Raw genomic sequence first — 21,743 nt, 5'->3', positions numbered from 1 at the left:
TTGAGTAGATACAATATTATGTTTTTATTTGTGGGTAATAGTAAGCTTAACATAGATCCCTTACTTAACCGTCATACCTTAACATAGATCCCGCTAACACGTAGCGGGATGACGATTGTCGTTTAGCCATAAATATTAAGAAATTTACCAAATGAAAAAAAAGGCAAAAGAAGCCCCGTGGTGGTTGGCTATTTACCATGTACTAAAATATCGGCGTTTTTTTTATTCTAAAACGCTTGATTAAGAGCGATTTAGCTGCTTTTAACTTGCAACTAACCTACACCGCAAGTGTTTAAGAAATTTACTAAGCAGGAAAAAAGGCAAAGAAACCCCGTAGTAGCTAGCATTCAAATTCTCCCTTGTCAATTTGACGTTTTTTGCTGTCTTAAACGCTTTGTAAGCGCGTTTCGGCTTATATAGGTAAAAACCTAAAAATTTTTAAAGACATGCGATGCACGTAGTGCGAAAAATTAAACATGAGACGCCAAATACCCTAAGTTTTTTGTCATTAACCTGCACAGATTGCGAAGATAAATAAATAGCTTCAGTATCATGATAAGGGGGCTGGCGGAGTTTGTCAAGTAAGTTTTTTGTTTCTATTTCCAATAAAAGTTCGTTATATGGTTATGCAAGAAGTCTAATGAAGAAAAGACTTAAAGAGAGGCCAAATCAAAGTGCAATGGTATTTCACTAATCCAATTATTTTTTTCCTGATCTAGCCTATCATCCAATATTGCCTGCCTTATTGATGCCATTAACTTATTCATAAAGAAAATATTATGAATGGTAACGAGCGTGTAAGCCAGGAGCTCTTTAGCTTTCAGTAAATGGTGTATATAAGCTCTTGAATGTTTTCTGCAGGTAAAACATAAACAGTCACTTTCAATTGGGTTATCGTCTAGCTCGAATTGTTGATTCCGCAAATTAATATGCTCTTTGCACTTTGAAGAAATAGAATTTCTGTTTTTTACTTTAACAAGTGCGCCACCATGCCTTGCTAAGCGGGTTGGATGCACACAATCAAACGTGTCAATTCCAAGACTTACTCCATGAAAGATGTCCACAATTCCACCAATACCAAGCAAATGAGTAGGCCTGTCTTTTTTTAGGTGGTCCATAGTGAAAGAAACTACATCGTACATCTGCTCTTTACTTTGACCAAGTGATCCACCTATTGCTTGACCGAAAAATGGTAAATTGTTGATAAAATCACAACTTTCTCTACGTAAATCTTGATGTACTCCGCCTTGACTAATTCCATACAGTGCCTGCTTGCCATTATTGTTTTTTTCAAATTCATTTAAAGAGCGTTCAGCCCATCTGTGGCTCATGAGCATTGATTTTGCTGTGTACTCTTTGCTTACGTGAAATGGAGTGCATTCATCTAAAACTAGGATTAAATCTGCACCTAATTTCTGTTGAATTTGTATAGATTTTTCAGGAGTTAAACAATAAGTTTTACCATTAATGTAAGAACGGAAAATTGCCCCATCCTCATTAATTTTGATCAAAGTTTTTTGTTTTTTTCTTATTCCTTTTATCTCTTCCGAAACTGATCCGTGGCCTAAGCTAAATATCTGATATCCACCTGAATCAGTTAGCATTGGCCCATTCCATCCCATCATTTTGTGCAAACCACCAAGTTTTGCAACAGTATTCTCTCCTGGTTGAAGCATTAGGTGATAGGTGTTGGAAAGTATGATTTGGGTACCAGCTTCACTTATTCTTTCAATATCTGCAGCTTTAATTGCAGCTTTTGTTGCGCAGAATATAAAAGCGGGGGTTTCTACGCTTCCATTTGGAGTTTTAATTGTTCCAACTCTTGCAGAACCTGATTGCTTGATTATCTTAAATGCAAATTCTTCTTTCATCTATTTGCCTAAAAGTTCTGCTATGATGTTTTCTACTTTCTCAGGAGTAAGATTTTCATAGAAGTCATTATTGATCTGCACAACGGGAGCATTAACGCATGCACCTAGGCATTCAACTTCTTTTAAAGTGAACAAATTGTCTTTAGTAGTCTCACCGATATTGATTCCAAGTTTCTTTTTAAAGGTGTTTAAAACTTCTTCACTATTGCATAACCAGCAAGGAGTTGTTCTACAAATTTGTATTAGATATTTGCCTACTGGTTTTAAATTATACATGGTATAAAAGTTTGCCACTTCATATACACGAATATGTGGAATATGCAGCATATCAGCAACATAACGCATAGCAGATTCAGAAACCCATCCGCATTGCTCTTGAACCAGGTATAGTAAAGGCATAACAGCACTACCTTCTCTATCTTTGGGATACATCTCTATAAACTTTCCTGCTTTCTTGAGGTTTTCTGATGTAAAACTAAACTGCTCTTCTTTTTCTATCATTCATGAGACTCGTGTAAACTTTAACAGATTATACCTGTAGAACCAATGATTGCAATTGTTGGTTTTTTGAGAAATAGCATAAAGCTTCTTAGCCCTCTTCAAGCTTATATTTACCTTTTAGTATAAAATATTATATTAATTTTTTAATTTTAGTTAAAATTTTCATTGACATTAACACACAGGAGTAATCATAATAGCATTTTATTAATATTTTAAATAAAATTATGTCTATATTAAGAAGATTGCTCGGGATCAACTCAAATACACCGGAAATTAAAGAAGCGATAGGTTTTAATCCAACAAACGTAGAATTAATTGAGGGGAATGGAGTTGCTTACGGACTCAGCTATCAAGATAATGGTAATGGGAGCAGTAAAGTAAAATTACTTATTAGTCCATTATATCAATCAAAAACATACGAATGTGGTACAAATATCAGCGTAGCAAATGAATTCAAAGATCAATTATCTCTCACATTAATAGAAGATTCAGCTGAAATAGATAAAGTTGGAGTTATCTTTCCTGAAGAAGGAATTAGCGAAGAAGGAGAAAAATGCGTTAAAGGCTTATCTTTTAACACTTACGGAATTAAACAATCAGTTAATACTCCTTCAGTTGAACATTTAGATAAAAGAAAATTACAAAAGAATATTGATAATAATAGTCTTGCAAATGTGGGCAATAGTTACTTTCAACCAAGAGCAGTGAAAGTTGGTAATGGTGACGTAATTGTAATCGCCCATAACTTAAAGGATCAAACTTTAGTTTCTTGGTACTTAAAGTCAAGCGAGAGCGGAAAATTTAAGGTATTGACTGGAGAAAAAGGTGTTACAGAAAGAAAATTGTTCAATTTTGATAATTAGGGGCAATTGGCATTAAATGGAAACACGATGCTTTATTCGCAAGTGAGCAAAAGGATTACTAAGGAAAATCAAGAGGTGAGAAAAACACGTATTTTTAAATTTGATATGGCTAAAGTGATTCAGGGTCTGAAGGATGGAGTTAATGGCTTTTTACTTGGTAATCGAAAAGGTCAAATAGATAATAAAGCACTATCTCTTTCTAGAGAACATGAAATAAGCTTTTTGCAGTATGTTGAACAAACGGAAGGAAATGATCTAGTTGCTTTTCTTGAAAATGACCAATCAGCTAATGAGCAGAGGTTACATATAGCAACTCTACTTAAAAATGGATCAGTGTCAGATTTTCCTATCTATCAATTTACAGATCCTATAGAGCAATTATATATTAAAGGCAACGGTCAGGGTGGTTTTATCGTAACTGCGGTAAGTGGAGAAAATATTGTAACTTTTAATCAAAACGGCTCTGGAAAATCTTCTGAAGCAACAATAATACCGGCAAATAGCATCAAAACTCTCAGTGATTTTGTTAATATCATTAACGGTCGATTAACGCCAGATATTATTTCTAGTAGTACCGTGGCTCCTATAACTGTTGCAGAAACGGTTGTGACTTCTAAGAAAACGCCGACTGCTGCAATTACTAGCACAGCAGAAACCGACGCTGTGAAGACTACTAAATTGACAACGGAAGCCGTTGCACCTACTTCTACAATAAGTAAACCTTCAACGGAGTCAACGACAGTAGCAAAAACAACTACTACTTCACAAGCGACCACGGTTGCTACAACGTCAACTAGTGTGCCGATAGTAACTTCAGGGACTGAGACAAGTACTGTAAAACCTACAGCAGCGACTGGTGCGTCGACTTCTACGATGAGTAAACCTTCAACAGAGTCAACGACTCAAACAAGTACAGTAACAGTGAAGCCAACAACAGAAGCCGTTGCACCTACTTCTACAACGAATAAACCTTCAACAGAGTCAACGACTCAAACAAGCACAGTAACAGTGGAACCAACTGCGCCAACAACAAGCTCAGAGAAAACTACACAAACAGTATTTAGTATACCAAGTACTAGAACAAAAGAGTCAACAACTCCTATATTCACCACGACTTTACTTCCTCAGTCTACTTCTTCACCACAACCTACTCAACTTGCTATAGGGTCTAATAAGGCAGGAATGATAGGGGGATCTTTGGTTGGAGCAATAGGTATTGTTGGAATTATAGGATTCATAGCATATAGATATGTTAAGGGTCGTAATGCTGCTCCTGTATTAGAACTAACTGATTTGGGTTATAGAAGGCGATCATCTTCAAGTAGCGATGAAGAAATTTTTACCACTGGTAACAGAATGCGAACTATATATCAATCTGAAACAGTGCTAAATAGTATATCAGTAGAAAGTAGTAGTCGATCAAGAAGTAGCTCATCGTCTTCAAGCGGTGGACCAGGCTCTTGACTAACTGAAGCGGAGTCTAAAAGTGAAAAAAGCTTATCTTGGGATAGTGATGATGTGCCGGAATATCACCTTTAGCTATTTGTCTAAATGTTTTTAATATGTAGACTGTTAGGAAATTGTCTTTTGCTTTTGTGATTTTCATGTTAAAGTATAATTCCTAGGTGAAATAAGTAGCTGCTGTTGTGTGATAAACATAGCAGAGGAAAGTCCGGGCTCCAAGGAAAAATAGTGACGGGTAATGCCCGCCGGAGGTAACTCCAGTTATAGGGCTACAGAAAATTACCGCCTAAAATATTTTTAGGTAAGGGTGAAAAGGTGTGGTAAGAGCACACCATGGCAATGGCAATATTGGTAGTCGAGTAACCAACACTAGGAGCAAGATTAAATAGAAGTAGATTTTATGTTTTCCTCATATCTACTCGGGTAAATCGCATGCGGTAAATGGTAACATTTACTCCAGATAAATAGCTACATAAACAGAACTCGGCTTATATTTCACCTAGGCGTTCACATGATACGTGCGATATAAGCCATGCTATATTTAAATGTGTAGGCATTTCATGCGTTGTCCTTCACTTGTTCTGCTTGATAGCCATCACTACTTTCGCCTACATTAACATTAAAATATTCATCATCATCAATATACTCTTTCAGAACATACCCTCTGCCCCAAACGGTTTCTATGTGGCTTTTTCCATCATTTGCACTTTCAAGTTTCTTACGTAATTTGCACATAAAAACATCAACTATCTTGTTATCTGAAGGTTCATCTAAGCCATTGTAAAGATGATTTAAGAACATTTCTTTTGTTAATACTGTTCCTTTACGCAGTGCTAGCAATTCTATCATAGAATACTCTTTATTAGTAAGGTGAACCGTTTTACCTTTCACCTCAACAAGCCTGTGATCAAAATTGATATTTATATTACCAATCTTTATCACCGATTCAGGATGGCCTTTAGTACGACGCACTATGGCCTTAATTCGAGCTAATAACTCACTTTTATGAAATGGTTTGGTTAAGTAATCATCGGCACCATACCCGAGTCCTTTAGCTTTGTGATTGACAGCGGATATACATGAAAGTATTAAGACAGGAACTTTGATTTTTGCACTTCTTAGTCTTAGCAATATATCATATCCGTCAATATCACCAGGCAAGTGTATATCTAAAATAACTAGGTCATAGTAATCTCCGTTTGAGGAAACCATATTATTGTTATAATCTTGTGCAGAAGTAACAACGTCACAGAAATGTCCATCAGAAGTTAAGGCGTTAACCACAGTCTTTGCACTTACTTGATCATCTTCAATTAATAATATACGCATATTTTACACCCCATAAATAATTTATAATTTTAGTAATATATATAACTAAGGAAAGTAATAAATCAAATTTTTATTAACAAATGATCAAAATTACACTTATTAATTAATAGTAAATATATTGTTCCAAAGTTATATAAATAGATCTAAAATATAATAGACATACCATGATAGTAATAATATTTTTAGTAAATATTGAATTAAAGTTACTATTATTAAAAGAATACTTCGGTTAATAAATATTTAACTATTCTATATGTCTGTGTTATATTTTTAATTTACTTATCCTACTATTTTAAAGTATAAGTAATATTTTCAGGAATATTGTGTGGCAATATCAATTTTAGGTGCTGGTGCATGGGGTACAGCAATCGCAATTTCATTAGGTAGTAAGAAAGATGTGATTTTGTGGACTCGCAATGAAACTACATTTGAATCAATCAACGGGAAAAGAGAAAGTGACAAGCTACCCGGTTGTCGAATTTCTGATAATGTGTCAGTAAAATTGGCTATTGAAGACACAATTAATGCTTCAGTAACAATCCTCGCTGTTCCCACTCAGTCTCTGAGGAAGGTATGTCAGCAATTGCATAATTGTAATCTGAAAAAAGATGTAGCAATAATTTTAGCTTGTAAGGGAATAGAAAAGTCTACATTAAAATTACCTAGTGAAATAGTAAATGAAATTTTACCTAACAATCCTATTGCTATTTTTTCAGGTCCTAGCTTTGCTGTAGAAGTTGCAAGAAAATTACCCTATTCAATGGTTCTTGCATGCCAAAATAACACATTAGGTTCAAAGCTAGTATCAGAGCTGCAACAAGAAAATGTTAAATTGGAGTTTAGTAACGACATTATAGGAGTACAGATTTGTGCAGCGTTAAAGAACGTTTTTGCTATAGCGTGTGGGATTGTTCTAGGTAGTAAACTTGGGTTTAATGCTCATGCAGCATTGATTACGAAAAGTATGAGCGAAATTAAGGCTTTATACTCAGCAAAAATTGGTGACGGTAGTGTGGATATAAATACACTACTTGGGCCAGCATGTCTGGGTGACCTAATTATGACATGCACATCCTTGAATTCAAGAAACTTATCTTTTGGGTTTAAAATAGGTAATAGTGACAATGGCTTTAATGTTCAGCAGATTTTGTCAGAAGGCAAGTCAGTGATTGAAGGTTTTAGCACTGCTGAGTCCATATTTAATTTAGCAGGAAAGCTAAAGATAAAAATGCCTATATGTGAAGCGGTCTATAGATTATTGTATGAAAGCGCCTCTATAGAGGATACTATTTCTGTTCTTATAAGTTAATTTTGTATTTGGATATATTGTGAAATTTTTATATAAATTAATATCAACGTGGTGGCTGTCTGGAACAGTAAAAAAAATGCCAGGTACTGTAGGTAGTTTGGCTTCTTTTCCGCTTGTTCCTGTAATCCTGAGCAACAAAATTTTAGGTGCAGCAATTATTTCTTTTTTATTCTTAATTGGATTATGGTCTACAGGTAATTATATAAAACATTACAAGACTTCATGTGATCCAAAAGAGGTAGTAATTGACGAAGTGGTTGGTCAATTGCTGACGATACTTTTAGTTTCGATATTGTTAAGCCAAGAGATGAATTGTTCTTCATTGTTGTTGTGCTTTTTTTCTTTTAGGTTTTTTGATATAATAAAAACGTGGCCTATAAATTTAATCGATAAAAATACCAAAGGTCCTTTAGGTATTATGCTAGATGACGTTATAGCTGCAATTTTAGCCTGTGTTCTTATAGGAGCCTTTTATTGTTTATTGTTGGTGTATGCAGGATAAAAAAATTTATTATTCAAGCTTAATTGTTCAAAATCTAAAGGATTATATACTGTACACAGCGAATTTATCTGAGTGGGAAGTACACGATGAATTTGATAACATCATATTTACAATAAATGGTACCAGGGAGTCATTATTTAATTTTGTGTTCTGTGGAGATCAATGTACCGAGCTTTCTATACAAAAAACTCTAGATTATCTCAGAACAAGAGATATAGAAGCAACATGGGTAATAAATTCACATATGAAAATAAGAGATATTTTAGAAAAGTGTGAAATAAAACACGTTAGCACACCAAAAAAAGCTTTACTTAATATGAAAAATTACTTTTTACCTGCTGATGTTATTCCAAACTTGAGGTTAAATGCTGTGAATGGTAGCAACCTCTTAGAACAGTTAGATCTACACACTTCTAAAATTTTTTATCATGGCGTTGGAATTGTCAGCACATTTTTTCGCGGATTATCAAATTATGATGATAAGAACTCAAGATTAAGATTTTTTCTTGTAACACTAAATAATGAAATTATTGGGACATGCGGTCTTTATGTTCAAGACAGCGTAGCTGGTTTTTATAGTGATGGAGTTTTACCAATTTACAGGAATCGTGGAATAGGTACCCAAATGGTTTTAGAAAGAATAAAGATAGCTAAACAGCTTGAATGCAAATATATAGTAGCACATTGTATGAAATCTTCTGTGAACCTTTATAAGAGATTGGGCTTTCAAATGTTAGGCAATCTTTACTTATATACCTCTTCAGCATAATTCTGAGCGGTTACAAATTTTTACATTTGTTTTAAAAGTGCTATGTTTTTTTTGTATGAAGTGGTTTTAATATTGATTCTAATATTATTCTTTCTCTCTTATTCTAAATTAAAAATTAGTAATAAGATTAAGAACTTACAGCATCAAAATGTTATCATAAATAATTTAATTGATACTGTGAATGATGGGTTTTATATTTGGGATGCAAAAAAACGTATAGAAAAGTTCTCTCCCAATTTACTAATTTTGCTTAATACTGTTTTTTACTCATTTAATGAGTTTGTGAATTTTTTTGAGCAATCAAAAAGCTTAATCAAAAATTTTGTTGAGGCAAAGGAAATAAATAAATCTTTTACTCTAGATTTAAAGTCAAAAGACAGTGAGGTTTATTGCATATGTTACGGTAGAAGCATAATAGATGATTCTAACAATGTGATAGGTGTGCTGTTATGGATAAGGAATGTCTCAGACTGTAAGATAAAGGCTAACGGACTTGAGTTAGAAAATAGTAAGCTTACACAGGAAGTGGAGAGCTATAAAAACGTTTTCAACTCTTTACCATTTCCAATACTAAGATATAACAAGAGTAGAAAGGTGGAATTTTATAACTTGTTTTATGATAAATATGTAGATGGTTCTAAGAAATTTGCTATTACCGGTAGCGCTCATAGCACAAAACCAGGAAGACATGTCATAACTTATAAGAACGAACCTAAGGTTTTCGATTTTGTTAAAATTCCAATACAAGGTTCTGGTAGCATAGTAATGTATGGGAAAGATGTTAGTGATGCAGAGAAATTATATACTGAATTAAACAGTTATTTAGCTACACAGAAAAATTTGCTTGAGAGGTTACCGGTTGCTATAGTAATATATAGTAAGAATCAAAAGCTAAAATTTTATAATAATGCTTTTATAAAAACCTTTCAATTTGACCCAAAATTTTTGGCATCTTACCCAACTTATCACGAAGTTATGCTTTACCTCTTCGAATCTAAAAAGCTTTTAGAAAAAGAGGATTTTCAAACTATTAGTAACCAAAGACATGAGTTGTTCAAAAAATTATTTGAATCGTACGATGATACGATGCACTTCACAAACGGAAAAGCGTTCAGGGTATTAACAATACCCTACGCTTCGGAAGGTTTGCTGTTCTCTTACGAAGAATGCAAAAGATGATACTTAAACTCCTTCTCTCTCTACCATGAGCTGTTTTACTTTCGCTATTGCTCTTGCTGGATTAAGTCCTTTAGGACAAGTTTTTGTGCAATTCATTATTGTATGACAACGATACAACTTGAATGGGTCGTTTAAAACATCAAGTCTTTCACCTGTCTTATTATCACGGCTGTCAGCAATCCATCTGTAGGCTTGTAATAGTATTGCTGGTCCTAAAAATTTATCACTATTCCACCAGTAGCTTGGACAACCAGTTGAACAGCAAGCACATAATATACAGTCGGACAAGCCATCTAATTTTTTTCTATCTTTAGGAGATTGAGAGTATTCTTTATTTGGTAGGGCAGGCTTATCTGCTTGTAACCAAGGTTTAATTGATTTGTATTGCTCATAAAATTGGCTCAAGTCCGAGACTAGGTCCTTTATCACATACATGTGAGGTAATGGATATATTTTTACGTCACCTTTTATATCGTGTATAGATCTAGTACATGCAAGAGTATTGGTTCCGTCAATATTCATGGCACAAGATCCACATATGCCTTCTCTACAAGAACGTCTGAAAGTTAAAGTCGAATCTATTTCATCCTTTATTTTTATTAATACATCAAGTACCATAGGGCCACAACTATCCATATCAATAAAAAATGTGTCTATTCTAGGGTTTTTCTCGTCATCAGCAGACCAACGGTAAATTTGAAATCTTCTGATGTTTTTTGCTCTAGCAGGAATAGGATAAATTTTGCCCTTTTGATTAATTTTAGAATTCTTTTGCAAAGAAAACTGAACCATATCACTTACCTTTTATTGTTTATAGCTAAAACCCTTTGTAGATAACATATTTTATTATCATCTACTATATTTTTATTAAATTCCTTTTAAATCGCACACATATTGTAGCCAAGCGAAGCTAAAATCTCTCTTTCTAGATTTTTCATTATAATTTCTTCATCTTTTTTTTGGTGATCATAACCAAGTAAATGCAGTAATCCATGCACTAATATGTGTGCAATGTGAGCAAGAATGGGTATACAATACTCATGCGATTCTCTTTTTATTGTGTCTATTGAAATTGCTATGTCTCCTAAATCGCACTCATTAGACAATTGTTCATACGGAAATGATAGTACGTTAGTTGGCTTATCCATTTCTCTAAATTTTAAATTAAGTTGATGTAGCAAGTCATCATCAGCCAGAGCTATTGATATATTTGGTTTATAGTGGTCTATTTTTAATTCTTTTAGAGAAGCATTGATGACACCTAATACAAAATTTTTAGGATTTTCTATAATGCTGCACCATTTCTTGTCAAGAATATTTACTTCTAACATGAGTGACACATCAGTAAGGGTGTCATGCAAATAGCTGACACTGGAATCCAAAAAAGAAGAGTTATAGACCCTTGTGTCATGTACACAACTGTACGAATATTGTACACTAGAAGGATGTCATCCCAGTGCCTAGACACTGGGATCCAGGAATTTTGATTAGACATCAAGTTAGTGAATATAAAAGTAGCTAATCTTATATTAAAACACAACGGCTTTAATGTGGTTGCATTAAGGCTGGATTCCAGTGTCAAGCACTGGAATGACACCTTTGTGTTTGATGCAAAATCGGCTATAACGTTTAATGCACTGCCTTCGAGACAAATATTCATACAGCTGTGCGTTGCGTGCTGAGATGACATCATTTAGGAACTGAAATGACAGGTATTACACATCACTCATCCTTATTATTTCATTCCATTCAATTTCCGAAACTGGGGCAATTGATAAACGTGGTTGTTTTAATATAGCCATATTTTTCAAAAGTGGGTTTTGTTTTATATTATTTAACGTTACTTGGTTATTTAAAAGTTTCAAAAACTTTACATTCACTAATCCGAACTTGGGATCATTAACATGATAATACTCTTTAAATACTTCAACGATTCCAATTATTGCTTTCTCTTTACCTGTATGATAAAAAAACGCAAGATCGCTTGCTTTCATAATTTTCATGTAATTTTGAGCTTGATAATTGCGCACACCATCCCACTCAACTACCTGCTCCTTTTCCATTTTTTGCCATGAGTATTCACTTGGCTCTGACTTGAGTAGCCAAAATTGCATTATTTTTTTCTTCTTAAGTAAGCTGGTATATCATAGATATTGCTGCCCCACTTAGCTCCTTCGCTTACCTGTTCAGCTGGTTTTGTTTCCAGTGTTTTGTCTTGCGTACTTTCACTTTGACTATATGGCCACTTAAATTTCTCTTTCTCTGAGTCTTCGCTCTGACTTATAGGTGAAGTTTCTGATTTATTATTGCGACCATCAATGCCAGTTGCAAGAACAGAAACTCTAACTCTTCCCTCCATCGCTTGATCAAAAGTAGCACCAAATATTATATTTGCATTTTCATCTACTTCTTCACGCACTCTATTGGCTGCAGCATCAACTTCAAACAGAGTCATATCTCCGCCACCAGTAATGTTAATTAATATTCCTTGCGCACCTTTCATTGATACATTATCAAGCAATGGATTGGATATTGCAGCTTCCGCAGCACTAATTGCTCTATCTTCTCCTTCTGCCTCTCCGGTGCCGATCATCGCTTTGCCCATCTCGCTCATTACTGTTTCTATATCAGCGAAGTCAAGATTAATAAGCCCTGGCATGACCATCAAGTCAGTTACTCCTCTGATGCCAATGTGCAGAACATTATCAGCAAGTTTAAATGCATCAGAAAATGTAGTTTTTTCATTTGCAATTCTAAATAAATTCTGATTTGGAATGACAATAAGTGTATCCACGTATTTTTGCAGTTCTTCAAGTCCAAGTTCTGCAATGCGCATGCGGCGCACACCTTCAAAACCGAACGGTTTAGTTACAACTCCAACAGTCAATATCTTTTTTTCTTTTGGCGCTCTATCCTTAACTGCGGCTCTTGCTTCTCTGGCTGCTTTTGCAATTACCGGTGCTGCACCGGTTCCAGTACCACCGCCCATTCCTGCTGTGATGAAAAGCATATGACTATCTTTTATATGCTCCATAATCTCATCAATTGACTCTTCTGCTGCACCTTTGCCGACATCAGGCAAAGCACCAGCACCAAGCCCCTTAGTTAAATTAATGCCAAGCTGAATTTTTTTATCACATAACGACTTTTCTAGTGCTTGAGCATCGGTATTTGCGACAACAAAATTCACTCCTTGCAAATTAGATTGGATCATGTTATTCACAGCATTTCCACCAGCACCACCCACTCCCACAACGGTAATCCTTGGGTGTAATATAGGTAACTCCGGCAGACTAAGATCAATAGACATTTAAATTACTCAAATTTAGCGAATTCACTTGATAATAAGTTACCGCTTTTTTAATAATATGCAAATACTTTTCACTTCTATAGGCGTAAACAGTAAACGGGATTTACTTATTCTTAACATTTATACTAATAAGTGCCGTTAATTATAATAACTAGATTCTTAAATGACATCACTTAACCGATGCAAAAAATAGAAAATGTTTACAAAAAGGGACAGAGACTATCCCTTCTTGTTTTGTTGAAGTTATTATATAGCTTCTCCTTTTTCTTTTCCTTTACATGCTTCAAACGCAACATCTTTTAATTTTGAGGCAACTTGATATGTTCCATAAAGAACAGCAGCTGCAGCAATTGCCATTATGGCACCCGCAACTATCTGACCAGCAACACCTGTTCCGATAAATCCAGGTAATGAAGCAGCTATTGCTTGATTTGTTCCAACAAAGTAACTGGCAGTCTTAGCAAGAAACCCAGAAGCTTCTGCTGCACTAACAAAGCCTGCTTTCATATGCATTGCTGTAAAGACAATACTTGCAACTGCAAGCGGAAATAATGCTGTTCTTAACTTATTATCCTTAATATACTGACCAAACCCACCAGCAGCACCTGTAACTCCCCAGTGTTCATTACCAGCTTGTGTGTATCCCTCTGAAATAGCGCGAAAAACACTATGTTCTTGTTCGTAATTATATTTTGTTAATGCCATAACTCTACTCCTTAAATAGAATGTTAAAATTTCATTAAGGGCAGTATACAATGAAACAAATTATCTGTCAAGTAAACTAATTTTTTAATATACCCTTATCCTATAATTCAGCGCTTCAGCAATGTGTGCTCTTTTTACTTCTTCATTTTTTGCAAGATCTGCAATGGTTCTTGCAACTTTTAATACACGTGTGTAGCCCCGATTGGAAATATAATTTTCTTTCAGTACGTATTTTAGCAATTCTAACCCTGCCTGATCTGGTTCAGTAAATTTATTAAATGCTTCACCGCTCACTTCTGCGTTACAACGAACATTCAATTTACTATAACGCTCAGTTTGAATTTTTCTCGCTGCTATTACTCTTTCTCTTATAATCTTGGTACTTTCTCCCTCCACAGAGATTTCAGGAGAGAGTATGCTGACGTTTGGCATTTCAATGCATATGTCTATTCTATCAAGCAATGGTCCTGATATTTTGTTTTTGTAATCTGTGCCACACTTTGGAGCTTTGTTGCACGATCTGCTTGCATCACCTAGATAACCGCACCTGCAGGGGTTCATTGCAGCTATAAGTTGAAAATTGGCTGGATAAGTAATGTGAGCGTTCGCCCTTGCAACGGTAACTTTTCTATCTTCAAGTGGTTGGCGCAGAGAATCAAGCACGAGTCTTGGAAATTCAGGTAACTCATCAAGAAATAACACGCGATTGTGAGCCATGGTAATTTCTCCGGGTTTTGCATTCTTTCCTCCTCCTATCATTGCTGGCATGGAACATGAGTGATGAGGTTCACGAAAGGGGCGAGTTACTTTGAATATTTCATTACCAGTTTTTGTTATGCTGGAAATAATATTAACATCAATCATCTCCTGTTCGGTCAAATCAGGCAGCAACCCTATAAAGCGTTTAGCAAGCATTGACTTTCCAGTACCAGGAGGGCCAACAAGAAGCATATTATGCCCACCTGCTGCTGCAATTTCAGCTGCTCTTTTTGCAACAACTTGGCCTTTAATATCCTTCATATCGGGAACCAATCTTTTTTCTTTGGGTGCATCACTATATTTAAAAATTACTGGCTGAGTTAATTGTTCACCCTTAAAGTGTCTGATAATATCAGTTAATTTCTCTATAGCTAGAATTGAAACATTCTTTACCCATGAAGCCTCTACTCCATTTCCCCTTGGGCAAATTACTCCTTTATTTGCCTGTTTTGCATTGATCGCTGTTGGCAGCACTCCTGAAACTGGAATAACTCTGCCATCAAGGGCAAGCTCACCCATAATGATATAAGACTGAACTTTTTCAACTGGTATCACATTCATTACAACAAGTAGTCCAATAGCAATAGCCAAGTCATAATGACTGCCTTCTTTCAGCAAATCCGCAGGGGAGAGATTAACTGTAATTCTTTTTGGAGGTAGTAGTAGATTGATTGAATTTAACGCTGCTCTGATGCGTTCTTTGGATTCCGCAACAGTTTTATCTGGCAATCCAACAATATTAAAAGCTGGAATACCATTTGCCATATGAATTTGTGCATTGACATTTACTGTGCTAATTCCCTGAAGCGCAACGGTATTTATATTTGCAATCATAATATATTATATAAAATTGTTAATACAATATATTAAAGAAGCGATGAAGTAAAGGCTACAGCAATTAAAGATGGCTTAACTTAGCAAAAAAGTGTAGTATTCTATCACTTTGCTGATTACAAATGTTTATAAGGATAATCACTTTTTTCTTACTATATTCAAGTACGGCTTTTTGTAGTGATTGTAATTTTAATTTACCATACTGTGGGCTCAGTTGTAATCTGGATCTATCATATAGAAATTTAAGTAATATAAAAAAGTTATTGAATAACGACGATAAGTTTGTTGCGCTTACGTTTGATGATGGGCCTTCCAACAATAGAATAAACGATATTATTAATGTTCTGGAAAGCTATGAAGCAAAAGCAACATTTTTTGTGCTTGGTGAACGTATAAATGAAAAAACGTCTGAAATAGTAAAGAAAATTCATGAATCAGGTCATGAGTTAGGCAATCACTCTTGGTCGCATAGGAAGTTGACATCACTTTCAAGTGAGGAACAATTGCAAGAATTGGAAAAGACAAATACAGCAATTAAAAATGCAATAAAACAAGATGTAAAATGGTTTCGTCCGCCATATGGATGTTATGACGATAATCTGATTGAAAATACTGATCAATTAAATATGTATTCAATATTATGGACAGTTGATTCGCTAGATTGGCAAGGTGATAAGCCAGAAACTTTAGTTGAAAGAGTTTTAAGTAATGTACATAATGGAGCAGTTATACTGTTTCATGATCACAATAACAGGTCAAACACAATTGAAGCTTTACCTCATATTATTAAAATACTAAAAAAATCAGGTTATAAGTTTGTGACCTTAAGTGAGTGGGAAAAAAGGGTTTGTAATACGGTAAAAGCCAGAAGTGTAACAATAAAAGAGGGGAAAAAAGTGCATTTTGAAGGAATGTTATGTGGACAAAAAACAAAGTCTTTAACCGCAGAGCATTCATATTAGGTGGTATTCAGCTTACCATTTCTGCGGTTTTTAGTTGCAGGTTATATAATTTACAAATACGAAACAGACAAAAGTACGAAGCACTATCTAATAGTAATAGAATAAGAGTTGCTACTATTATGCCTAAGCGGGGCAAAATTTTAGATAGGAATAGCATTGAACTTGCGGTAAACAAAATTTCGTATGTTGTTTTGTTTGATGGTTCTGGTAAGGAAGTTGATTTGCAGACATTATCAGAAGTCGAGTCTAAAATAGCAAAATCGTCAGAAAAAATAACTGCTCTTTATAAACGTTATTACCCGTTTGGTTCAATGTGTTCTCATGTAATCGGATATACAAAAAGACAGCAAGGCATAAGTGAAGTAGGAATCAGCGGTATTGAATATACATATGATCATATATTGAAAGGCAAGTCAGGAAAATCTGAGCAGGAAATAAATTCTAAAAAACGCGTCATAAAAGAATTATCAAGCATACCACAACAAGACGGACAAGATGTACAACTGACAATTGATATTAATCTGCAAGAGAAAACCGCAGAGGTATTTAAAGATCACCAAGGCTCCGCAGTGGTAATTGATGTAAATAATGGAGAAATTTTAGCATTATATAATTCACCTTCTTACGATAATAATCTTTTTGCTAGCAGGCTATCAAATGAGACTTGGGAAAACTTGAATGCTCCTTCATTACCGCTTGTGAATCGTGCGTTATCATATCAAATTCCACCTGGTTCAATATTTAAAGTAATAGTTGCGCTTGCGGGTTTAAAAGACGGGATAATAACACCAGAAGAGAAATTCTCGTGCAAGGGCTATATGAAAATAGGTGAGCGGAAATTTCGTTGTCTGAAAAGCAAAGTCCATGGGTATATATCTTTAAATGAGGCAATGGCATTATCATGCAACACTTACTTTTATAATATAGGAAAAAAAATAAGTGTAGACTCTCTAGTAGAAATGGCCAGAAAATTTGGTATTGGAAGTGGGCCACTGATTGGAACGTTTAAAGAAGAAGCTCCAGGGTTGTTGCCAGATAGAGATTGGCGTACACGAAAGCTATATTCGCAGTGGTATTTAGGTGACACTATCAACTTAGTTATAGGACAAGGGTATATGCTTACAACACCACTACAGCTTGCAGTTCTTGCAGCGAGGATTGCAACAGGAAAAGAGGTAATTCCCCACATTAAGATGAATGAAACGATACAAGATTTTCCCGATATTGATGTGGATTGTGAGCATCTTAGCATAGTTCGAAAAGCTATGTTTGATGTGGTGAATTCTAAAACTGGAACCTATAAGAAAGGGCTAAGCGGTATACAAATTGCCGGTAAAACCGGTACACCAGAGATAAACTCTAAGGGCGAAAGTCATAAGTTATTTATCGCTTATGGCCCTTACCATAACCCGCGCTATGCAATCTCTGTGTTTATAGAACACGGCAAAGCCCCACGCCAAGATGTTGCTATAGCTAATGAAATATTTCAGTATATGCTTGAAACTATGAGTATTAAACTTCTTGCATAACCATATAACAAACTTTTATTGGGAATAGAAACGAAAAAACTTACTTGACACCCTTCGCCAGCCCCCTTATCATGGAACTGAAGCTATTGTATTTGCTTTCGCCAATCTGCAGATTAAAAGGTAAGGATTACTTAATGTATCGGCGTCTTATGTTCAATTTTTTGCAGTATATAGATACTGTATGTCTTTACAAAACTTCATCTACATCTAGATTTTTATCTAAATAAGCTGAACGCGCTTATAAAGCGTTACAAGACATCAAAAAATGCCAATACTCGACAGAGATAGTAAAAGACTAGCTAACTCGGGGGTTCTTTGTCTTTTTTTCTGCTTAGTAAATTTCTTAAACATTTGCAGCGTAAGTTAGTTGCAATTAAAAGCGGCTGAATCTCGCTTATCAAGCGTTTAAAACATAAAAAACGCCAATATTTTAAAGCGGATAATAACCCCAGGGCTTCTTTTGCCTTTTTTTTCATTTGGTAAATTTCTTAATATTTATAGCTAAACAACAACCGTCATCCCGCTACTTATTAGCGGCTGAGATACCGCAGCGGTATGACGGTTCGCGGCGGCATAGTAATTCGTCATCCCGCTGCTTGTTAGCGGGATCTAGAGATACCGCGACGTCTCACCTATAGCCTTCAGTGCTCCTTTTTTTGTCATCCCAGCGTCACGCGTTGGTTTCAACATTATATCATGAACTTTCTAAAATTCATTGAGTTATGCTTTCAAACGGTAGTGCCGGGGTGTGAGTATAACGATTATCAGTATATAAAAGTCATAGCAGACAGGCTGGAAGCAGCGAGCGCTGGTGAAGTGAAACGAATAATATTCAATATGCCTCCGCGTTCAATGAAATCCCTGTGCGCTAGTGTTGCGTGGCCCGCATGGATACTGGGAAACCAACCAACTGCGAGAATAATAGTTGCAAGTTATTCTCAGCGGCTCAGCGAAAAGCACTCGCTCGACACCAGGTGCGTGATGCAGTCTAGTTGGTATAGAGCGCTATTTCCAGAGATAGAACTATCCAAAGACCAGAATACCAAATATAAATTTCAAACAGTGCAGAGAGGATACAGAATCGCAACATCAGTTGGTGGAACACTAACTGGTGAAGGTGGTGATTTTATCATTGTGGACGATCCGCTCAGTTCTGCTCAAGCTTTGAGTGAAACGCTTAGAAAGCGTGCCACAAACTGGTTTGATCAGACTTTAGTAACCAGGCTGAACGATAGAAAAAAAGGAGTCATCGTTCTTGTAATGCACAGGCTACACCAGGAGGACTTAACTGGACACCTTCTCAATAAGCAGCTCCCTTTTAAGTGAACTTTTCTGCAACAGAGTTATCGTAACAACAGCCCTTATGGCTTATGCTGGAAATGATGTTTTTTGTATTCAATAGAAATTGGTAATTTTGAGAGGTATACTCTGACCCTTGATCGCTATGTAACAGCAGATTTTTATCGGGTTTGCGTTTATCAACGGCCATCAATAAAGAATCTATAACTAATTATCATGTTACTCATTAACCACCATGCGTGAATATAGGTCAATTATTGCCGCCAACAACCTTCTTTAGTTTTTATGTAGGTAATCCCAAACTTTATTTGGCTGATCAGTAGTAAAATTTTGATCCAATATGTTCGGAGCCACAACTCGGTTGCTTATTTGCTGTTTTTTATTTTTGAACCTTCGTCTAAACTTGGCTTTAATGCCATTTTCTCCTAAGAAACTCACTCAACTAACTCTTCTTGTTGAACTAATATGTAGCCAAATTCGCTCGCTTTTTTGATCAAATTTTTTACAGTTCTATCTTTATAGCGTGTTTCATAGTATTCCATTCCTTTTTCTACATATTCCTGTCCGTATTTGAGCATACTATAAAATATGCATGCCATTTTTCTTGCAGTAGCTGTTATTGCTTTTGGTGCTCCTAGTCGTTTTTTCAATCTTCTGTAGTATGCACCCAATGCACTTTTACTATTTCCTACAGAATGAGCAGCTATTCGCAAAGCATTTGCAGCACGGTTAATGACTTTACGTGTTCTTGTGTTAAACACTTTTTCCCCTGTAACTTTATTAGCAGGACTGAGTCCCAACCACGATGAAAAGTGCTTTTCTGTTGGCCATTTACTATGGTTTATACCAACTTCTGAAATTATGGTTTGTATACTTAATACATCAAATCCAGGAATTTTAGTGAAATCCATACCAGTTATTCGGTGCAGTTCCTCATACAAAGCAAAGCTTGGCTTACTTTTGCTATTTTTATTCTTTTGCTTACTTAGCTGTTTGCTTTCACAAGACTTTGTTTCAAACGTTTTATAATAGGCTTCAATATTTCTATCACATTCTGCTATTTTTTCTTGATAAATATTATATAGTTCAAATTCTTACTTTAGCGTGAATAAGTGTTCCTCTCTATAGTCACCAGCTAACGCTTTTGCAATAGTAGACTGATCATTTTTCATTCGCACGTCCCTGAATTCTGCCAATTTTTCAGAATCTCTTTCGCCCTCAATTATAGCTTCAATGATTTTCATACCAGTTATCCCAGTAATATGACTAATAACCTTGTGTAATTGTATATTCATTTGAATTAATGCCTTCTGCATACGCAGAATATGTGTAGATGCACTTTCAGTGAGATTTTTGCGTTGCCGCACGTAACTGCGCAATACACACATCTGATTATCTGGCCTAAACGATCCATGAAGCAGTCCGTAGCTAAGCAGTTGTTGGAGCCATTGGCAATCTTGAACGTCAGACTTCCTACCAGGTACATTCTTTACATGCCGTGCATTTACCAATCTTACCTCGAATTTGTATGACTCAAGTATTTGAAATAAAGGAATCCAATATACTCCTGTTGATTCCATAGCTACTGTTGTAACTTTACACTTTTTCAACCACTGTGCTAAGTTATGAAGGTCTTCAGTAAAGCAGCCAAATTTCTGAACGCGTTGTTCATCTCTTCCTTCAGGTACACACACATAGTGTACAGCTGAACCAATGTCTATTCCTGCTGCATTAGGATTCACTATTTCTAATTTACTTTTTGCTTTTTTCATGGTAACTCCTACATATAATTTGTAATAGGGAAACGCTTCAGCTTGGAACGGTTGATAGTACAATCTCCTAACCGAGGTAGTCTAAATGACTCCATCAATGATTTGACCGTTCCTTCCAAAACCATGCTTGCATACGGGCACTTAGGCACCATTGAAAATGTCGGTCATAACTGCAAAGGCGCTCCCTGTACAACTATACTTGAAAACTACTAAAAACTTAAATTTGTGTGTTTCTTTCTGATTTGACAGATTTCGTCTGTTCGATGCTTGCATAACACTTTGTACTGTTTTAATTTTTGCCTAAAGCTTTTAATTCAGCGTGAATTTTAGGGGCTCCATATCTGCATTTAGAAGCTTGATGTATTTTTTGAATATCTGCTAGAAGCCCTTCTTTTGCTAATTCTTTACTGCTTTTTTCCTTAGCAACCCATACCACCAGCACAAAACCCTACATAGTTCCTGTGTTTTATAGCAATTTCTATATAAAAGAATACTTTACTCTTTTTCTTTGCCCAGGGCTTTTTTTAAAATGTCTCTTTCTCTTGTTAGTTCTTTTTTTAGATCAAATCTTTCTTTGTCATAAGGAGCCTTTGCCTGGAAATGCGTATGCTCCAGACATTTTTCCATCATATTTTCTTACTTAACATACTGCCATCTATACCTAGATCTTTTGCTATTTTTGTACTTGCTTGACCTGTTTCTTTAACCAGCTTAACAGCTTCTAATTTGAATTCTGCTGTATATTCTCTTCTATTTGTCATATTTTGAAAAAACGTTTTATTTTAC

General features: G+C 35.4%; 23 protein-coding genes, 1 other RNA gene and 2 pseudogenes. 11 read left to right on the top strand and 15 right to left on the bottom strand.

The features are described from left to right. Positions 1 to 653: 653 nt before the first annotated feature. Positions 654 to 1,871 (bottom strand): tRNA guanosine(34) transglycosylase Tgt, encoded by a 1,218-nt coding sequence (gene tgt / locus AAGD70_RS01755; RefSeq protein ID WP_065094689.1) that lies wholly within the window; start codon positions 1,869 to 1,871, stop codon positions 654 to 656. After that, complete coding sequence (gene nuoE / locus AAGD70_RS01750; protein WP_065094690.1) at positions 1,872 to 2,372, bottom strand: NADH-quinone oxidoreductase subunit NuoE; 501 nt, start codon at positions 2,370 to 2,372, stop codon at positions 1,872 to 1,874. A gap of 224 nt (positions 2,373 to 2,596) precedes the next feature. Here nuoE and AAGD70_RS01745 point away from each other — a divergent pair, with 224 nt between their 5' ends. The 3 genes from AAGD70_RS01745 to rnpB all read left to right on the top strand — a co-directional run bounded on the left by AAGD70_RS01745 (position 2,597) and on the right by rnpB (position 5,206). Continuing rightward, a complete protein-coding gene (locus AAGD70_RS01745) occupies positions 2,597 to 3,235 on the top strand; it encodes a hypothetical protein (protein WP_245611030.1) in 639 nt (212 codons plus the stop codon). Positions 3,236 to 3,241: 6 nt separating this feature from the next. Beyond that, entirely contained in the window at positions 3,242 to 4,699 is a 1,458-nt protein-coding gene (locus AAGD70_RS01740) for a hypothetical protein (protein WP_245611031.1), read from the top strand. Positions 4,700 to 4,856: 157 nt separating this feature from the next. Next, positions 4,857 to 5,206: RNase P RNA component class A (gene rnpB / locus AAGD70_RS01735), an RNA gene on the top strand. Between the two features lie 51 nt (positions 5,207 to 5,257). On the opposite strand, the gene AAGD70_RS01730 is transcribed toward rnpB, so the two are convergent. Then, positions 5,258 to 6,028, bottom strand: coding sequence for a response regulator transcription factor (locus AAGD70_RS01730; RefSeq protein ID WP_065095299.1), 771 nt, complete (start codon positions 6,026 to 6,028; stop codon positions 5,258 to 5,260). A gap of 325 nt (positions 6,029 to 6,353) precedes the next feature. Between AAGD70_RS01730 and AAGD70_RS01725 the strand changes: the two genes are divergently transcribed. From AAGD70_RS01725 to AAGD70_RS01710, 4 genes are read left to right on the top strand one after another with little or no spacing between them, the layout of a single operon-like run. Next, the gene (locus tag AAGD70_RS01725; protein ID WP_006280098.1) at positions 6,354 to 7,337 is read left to right on the top strand and encodes an NAD(P)H-dependent glycerol-3-phosphate dehydrogenase; all 984 of its coding nucleotides are present in this window, start codon (positions 6,354 to 6,356) and stop codon (positions 7,335 to 7,337) included. Positions 7,338 to 7,356: 19 nt separating this feature from the next. Next, a complete protein-coding gene (locus tag AAGD70_RS01720; protein ID WP_006279290.1) occupies positions 7,357 to 7,839 on the top strand; it encodes a phosphatidylglycerophosphatase A in 483 nt (160 codons plus the stop codon). After that, positions 7,829 to 8,608 (top strand): GNAT family N-acetyltransferase, encoded by a 780-nt coding sequence (locus AAGD70_RS01715; protein WP_006280097.1) that lies wholly within the window; start codon positions 7,829 to 7,831, stop codon positions 8,606 to 8,608. Before AAGD70_RS01720 ends, AAGD70_RS01715 begins: the two co-directional genes overlap by 11 nt. Positions 8,609 to 8,650: 42 nt before the next feature. Next, on the top strand, positions 8,651 to 9,787 hold the full coding sequence (locus AAGD70_RS01710; RefSeq protein WP_065094692.1) for a hypothetical protein: 1,137 nt from the start codon (positions 8,651 to 8,653) through the stop codon (positions 9,785 to 9,787). A 3-nt stretch (positions 9,788 to 9,790) separates the two neighbouring features. Here AAGD70_RS01710 and AAGD70_RS01705 read toward each other — a convergent pair whose 3' ends face one another. The 7 genes from AAGD70_RS01705 to AAGD70_RS01675 form a co-directional block, all read right to left on the bottom strand. Then, entirely contained in the window at positions 9,791 to 10,579 is a 789-nt protein-coding gene (locus AAGD70_RS01705) for a succinate dehydrogenase iron-sulfur subunit (RefSeq protein WP_065094693.1), read from the bottom strand. Between the two features lie 86 nt (positions 10,580 to 10,665). Next, positions 10,666 to 11,118, bottom strand: a complete 453-nt coding sequence (gene ybeY / locus AAGD70_RS01700; RefSeq protein WP_065094694.1) for an rRNA maturation RNase YbeY — start codon at positions 11,116 to 11,118, stop codon at positions 10,666 to 10,668. After that, complete coding sequence (locus AAGD70_RS01695) at positions 11,112 to 11,447, bottom strand: WPE palindromic element domain-containing protein (protein ID WP_174515860.1); 336 nt, start codon at positions 11,445 to 11,447, stop codon at positions 11,112 to 11,114. The genes ybeY and AAGD70_RS01695 overlap by 7 nt, the downstream gene beginning before the upstream one ends. A 55-nt stretch (positions 11,448 to 11,502) precedes the next feature. Next, complete coding sequence (locus tag AAGD70_RS01690) at positions 11,503 to 11,901, bottom strand: EVE domain-containing protein (RefSeq protein ID WP_065094695.1); 399 nt, start codon at positions 11,899 to 11,901, stop codon at positions 11,503 to 11,505. Next, on the bottom strand, positions 11,901 to 13,097 hold the full coding sequence (gene ftsZ, locus AAGD70_RS01685; RefSeq protein ID WP_010962790.1) for a cell division protein FtsZ: 1,197 nt from the start codon (positions 13,095 to 13,097) through the stop codon (positions 11,901 to 11,903). Before ftsZ ends, AAGD70_RS01690 begins: the two co-directional genes overlap by 1 nt. Positions 13,098 to 13,343: 246 nt before the next feature. Next, positions 13,344 to 13,802 (bottom strand): hypothetical protein, encoded by a 459-nt coding sequence (locus AAGD70_RS01680; protein ID WP_065094697.1) that lies wholly within the window; start codon positions 13,800 to 13,802, stop codon positions 13,344 to 13,346. Between the two features lie 84 nt (positions 13,803 to 13,886). Then, a complete protein-coding gene (locus tag AAGD70_RS01675) occupies positions 13,887 to 15,395 on the bottom strand; it encodes a YifB family Mg chelatase-like AAA ATPase (RefSeq protein ID WP_065094698.1) in 1,509 nt (502 codons plus the stop codon). Positions 15,396 to 15,517: 122 nt separating this feature from the next. Between AAGD70_RS01675 and AAGD70_RS01670 the strand changes: the two genes are divergently transcribed. The 4 genes and pseudogenes from AAGD70_RS01670 to AAGD70_RS01655 all read left to right on the top strand — a co-directional run. Further along, entirely contained in the window at positions 15,518 to 16,357 is an 840-nt protein-coding gene (locus AAGD70_RS01670; RefSeq protein ID WP_065094699.1) for a polysaccharide deacetylase family protein, read from the top strand. Beyond that, positions 16,312 to 17,886: a penicillin-binding transpeptidase domain-containing protein gene (locus AAGD70_RS01665; RefSeq protein ID WP_065094700.1), complete on the top strand. Its 1,575-nt coding sequence runs from the start codon at positions 16,312 to 16,314 to the stop codon at positions 17,884 to 17,886. Before AAGD70_RS01670 ends, AAGD70_RS01665 begins: the two co-directional genes overlap by 46 nt. Positions 17,887 to 18,362: 476 nt before the next feature. Next, positions 18,363 to 18,524: a hypothetical protein gene (locus tag AAGD70_RS01660; protein WP_156518074.1), complete on the top strand. Its 162-nt coding sequence runs from the start codon at positions 18,363 to 18,365 to the stop codon at positions 18,522 to 18,524. A gap of 58 nt (positions 18,525 to 18,582) precedes the next feature. Further along, positions 18,583 to 19,194 (top strand): annotated as a pseudogene (locus AAGD70_RS01655) (terminase); the annotation flags it as partial. A 10-nt stretch (positions 19,195 to 19,204) separates the two neighbouring features. Here the strand turns inward: AAGD70_RS01655 and AAGD70_RS07745 are convergent. The 5 genes and pseudogenes from AAGD70_RS07745 to AAGD70_RS01640 all read right to left on the bottom strand — a co-directional run bounded on the left by AAGD70_RS07745 (position 19,205) and on the right by AAGD70_RS01640 (position 21,718). Then, positions 19,205 to 19,375, bottom strand: coding sequence for a DDE-type integrase/transposase/recombinase (locus AAGD70_RS07745; protein ID WP_082941434.1), 171 nt, complete (start codon positions 19,373 to 19,375; stop codon positions 19,205 to 19,207). 244 nt (positions 19,376 to 19,619) lie between these two features. Then, positions 19,620 to 20,957, bottom strand: a pseudogene (locus AAGD70_RS01650) (IS110 family transposase). A 289-nt stretch (positions 20,958 to 21,246) separates the two neighbouring features. Beyond that, positions 21,247 to 21,393, bottom strand: coding sequence for an IS3 family transposase (locus AAGD70_RS07740; protein ID WP_080717648.1), 147 nt, complete (start codon positions 21,391 to 21,393; stop codon positions 21,247 to 21,249). A gap of 59 nt (positions 21,394 to 21,452) precedes the next feature. Further along, a complete protein-coding gene (locus tag AAGD70_RS01645) occupies positions 21,453 to 21,587 on the bottom strand; it encodes a hypothetical protein (RefSeq protein WP_259349141.1) in 135 nt (44 codons plus the stop codon). Beyond that, positions 21,584 to 21,718, bottom strand: a complete 135-nt coding sequence (locus AAGD70_RS01640) for an IS3 family transposase (protein ID WP_007548354.1) — start codon at positions 21,716 to 21,718, stop codon at positions 21,584 to 21,586. Before AAGD70_RS01640 ends, AAGD70_RS01645 begins: the two co-directional genes overlap by 4 nt. Positions 21,719 to 21,743: the final 25 nt, after the last annotated feature.

Origin of the sequence: Wolbachia endosymbiont (group A) of Nomada flava, from assembly GCF_964027055.1 — a bacterium.
Taxonomy (GTDB): domain Bacteria; phylum Pseudomonadota; class Alphaproteobacteria; order Rickettsiales; family Anaplasmataceae; genus Wolbachia; species Wolbachia pipientis.
Note: the sequence above shows the minus strand (reverse complement) of the source record. Positions and strands in the feature narration are given on the sequence as shown.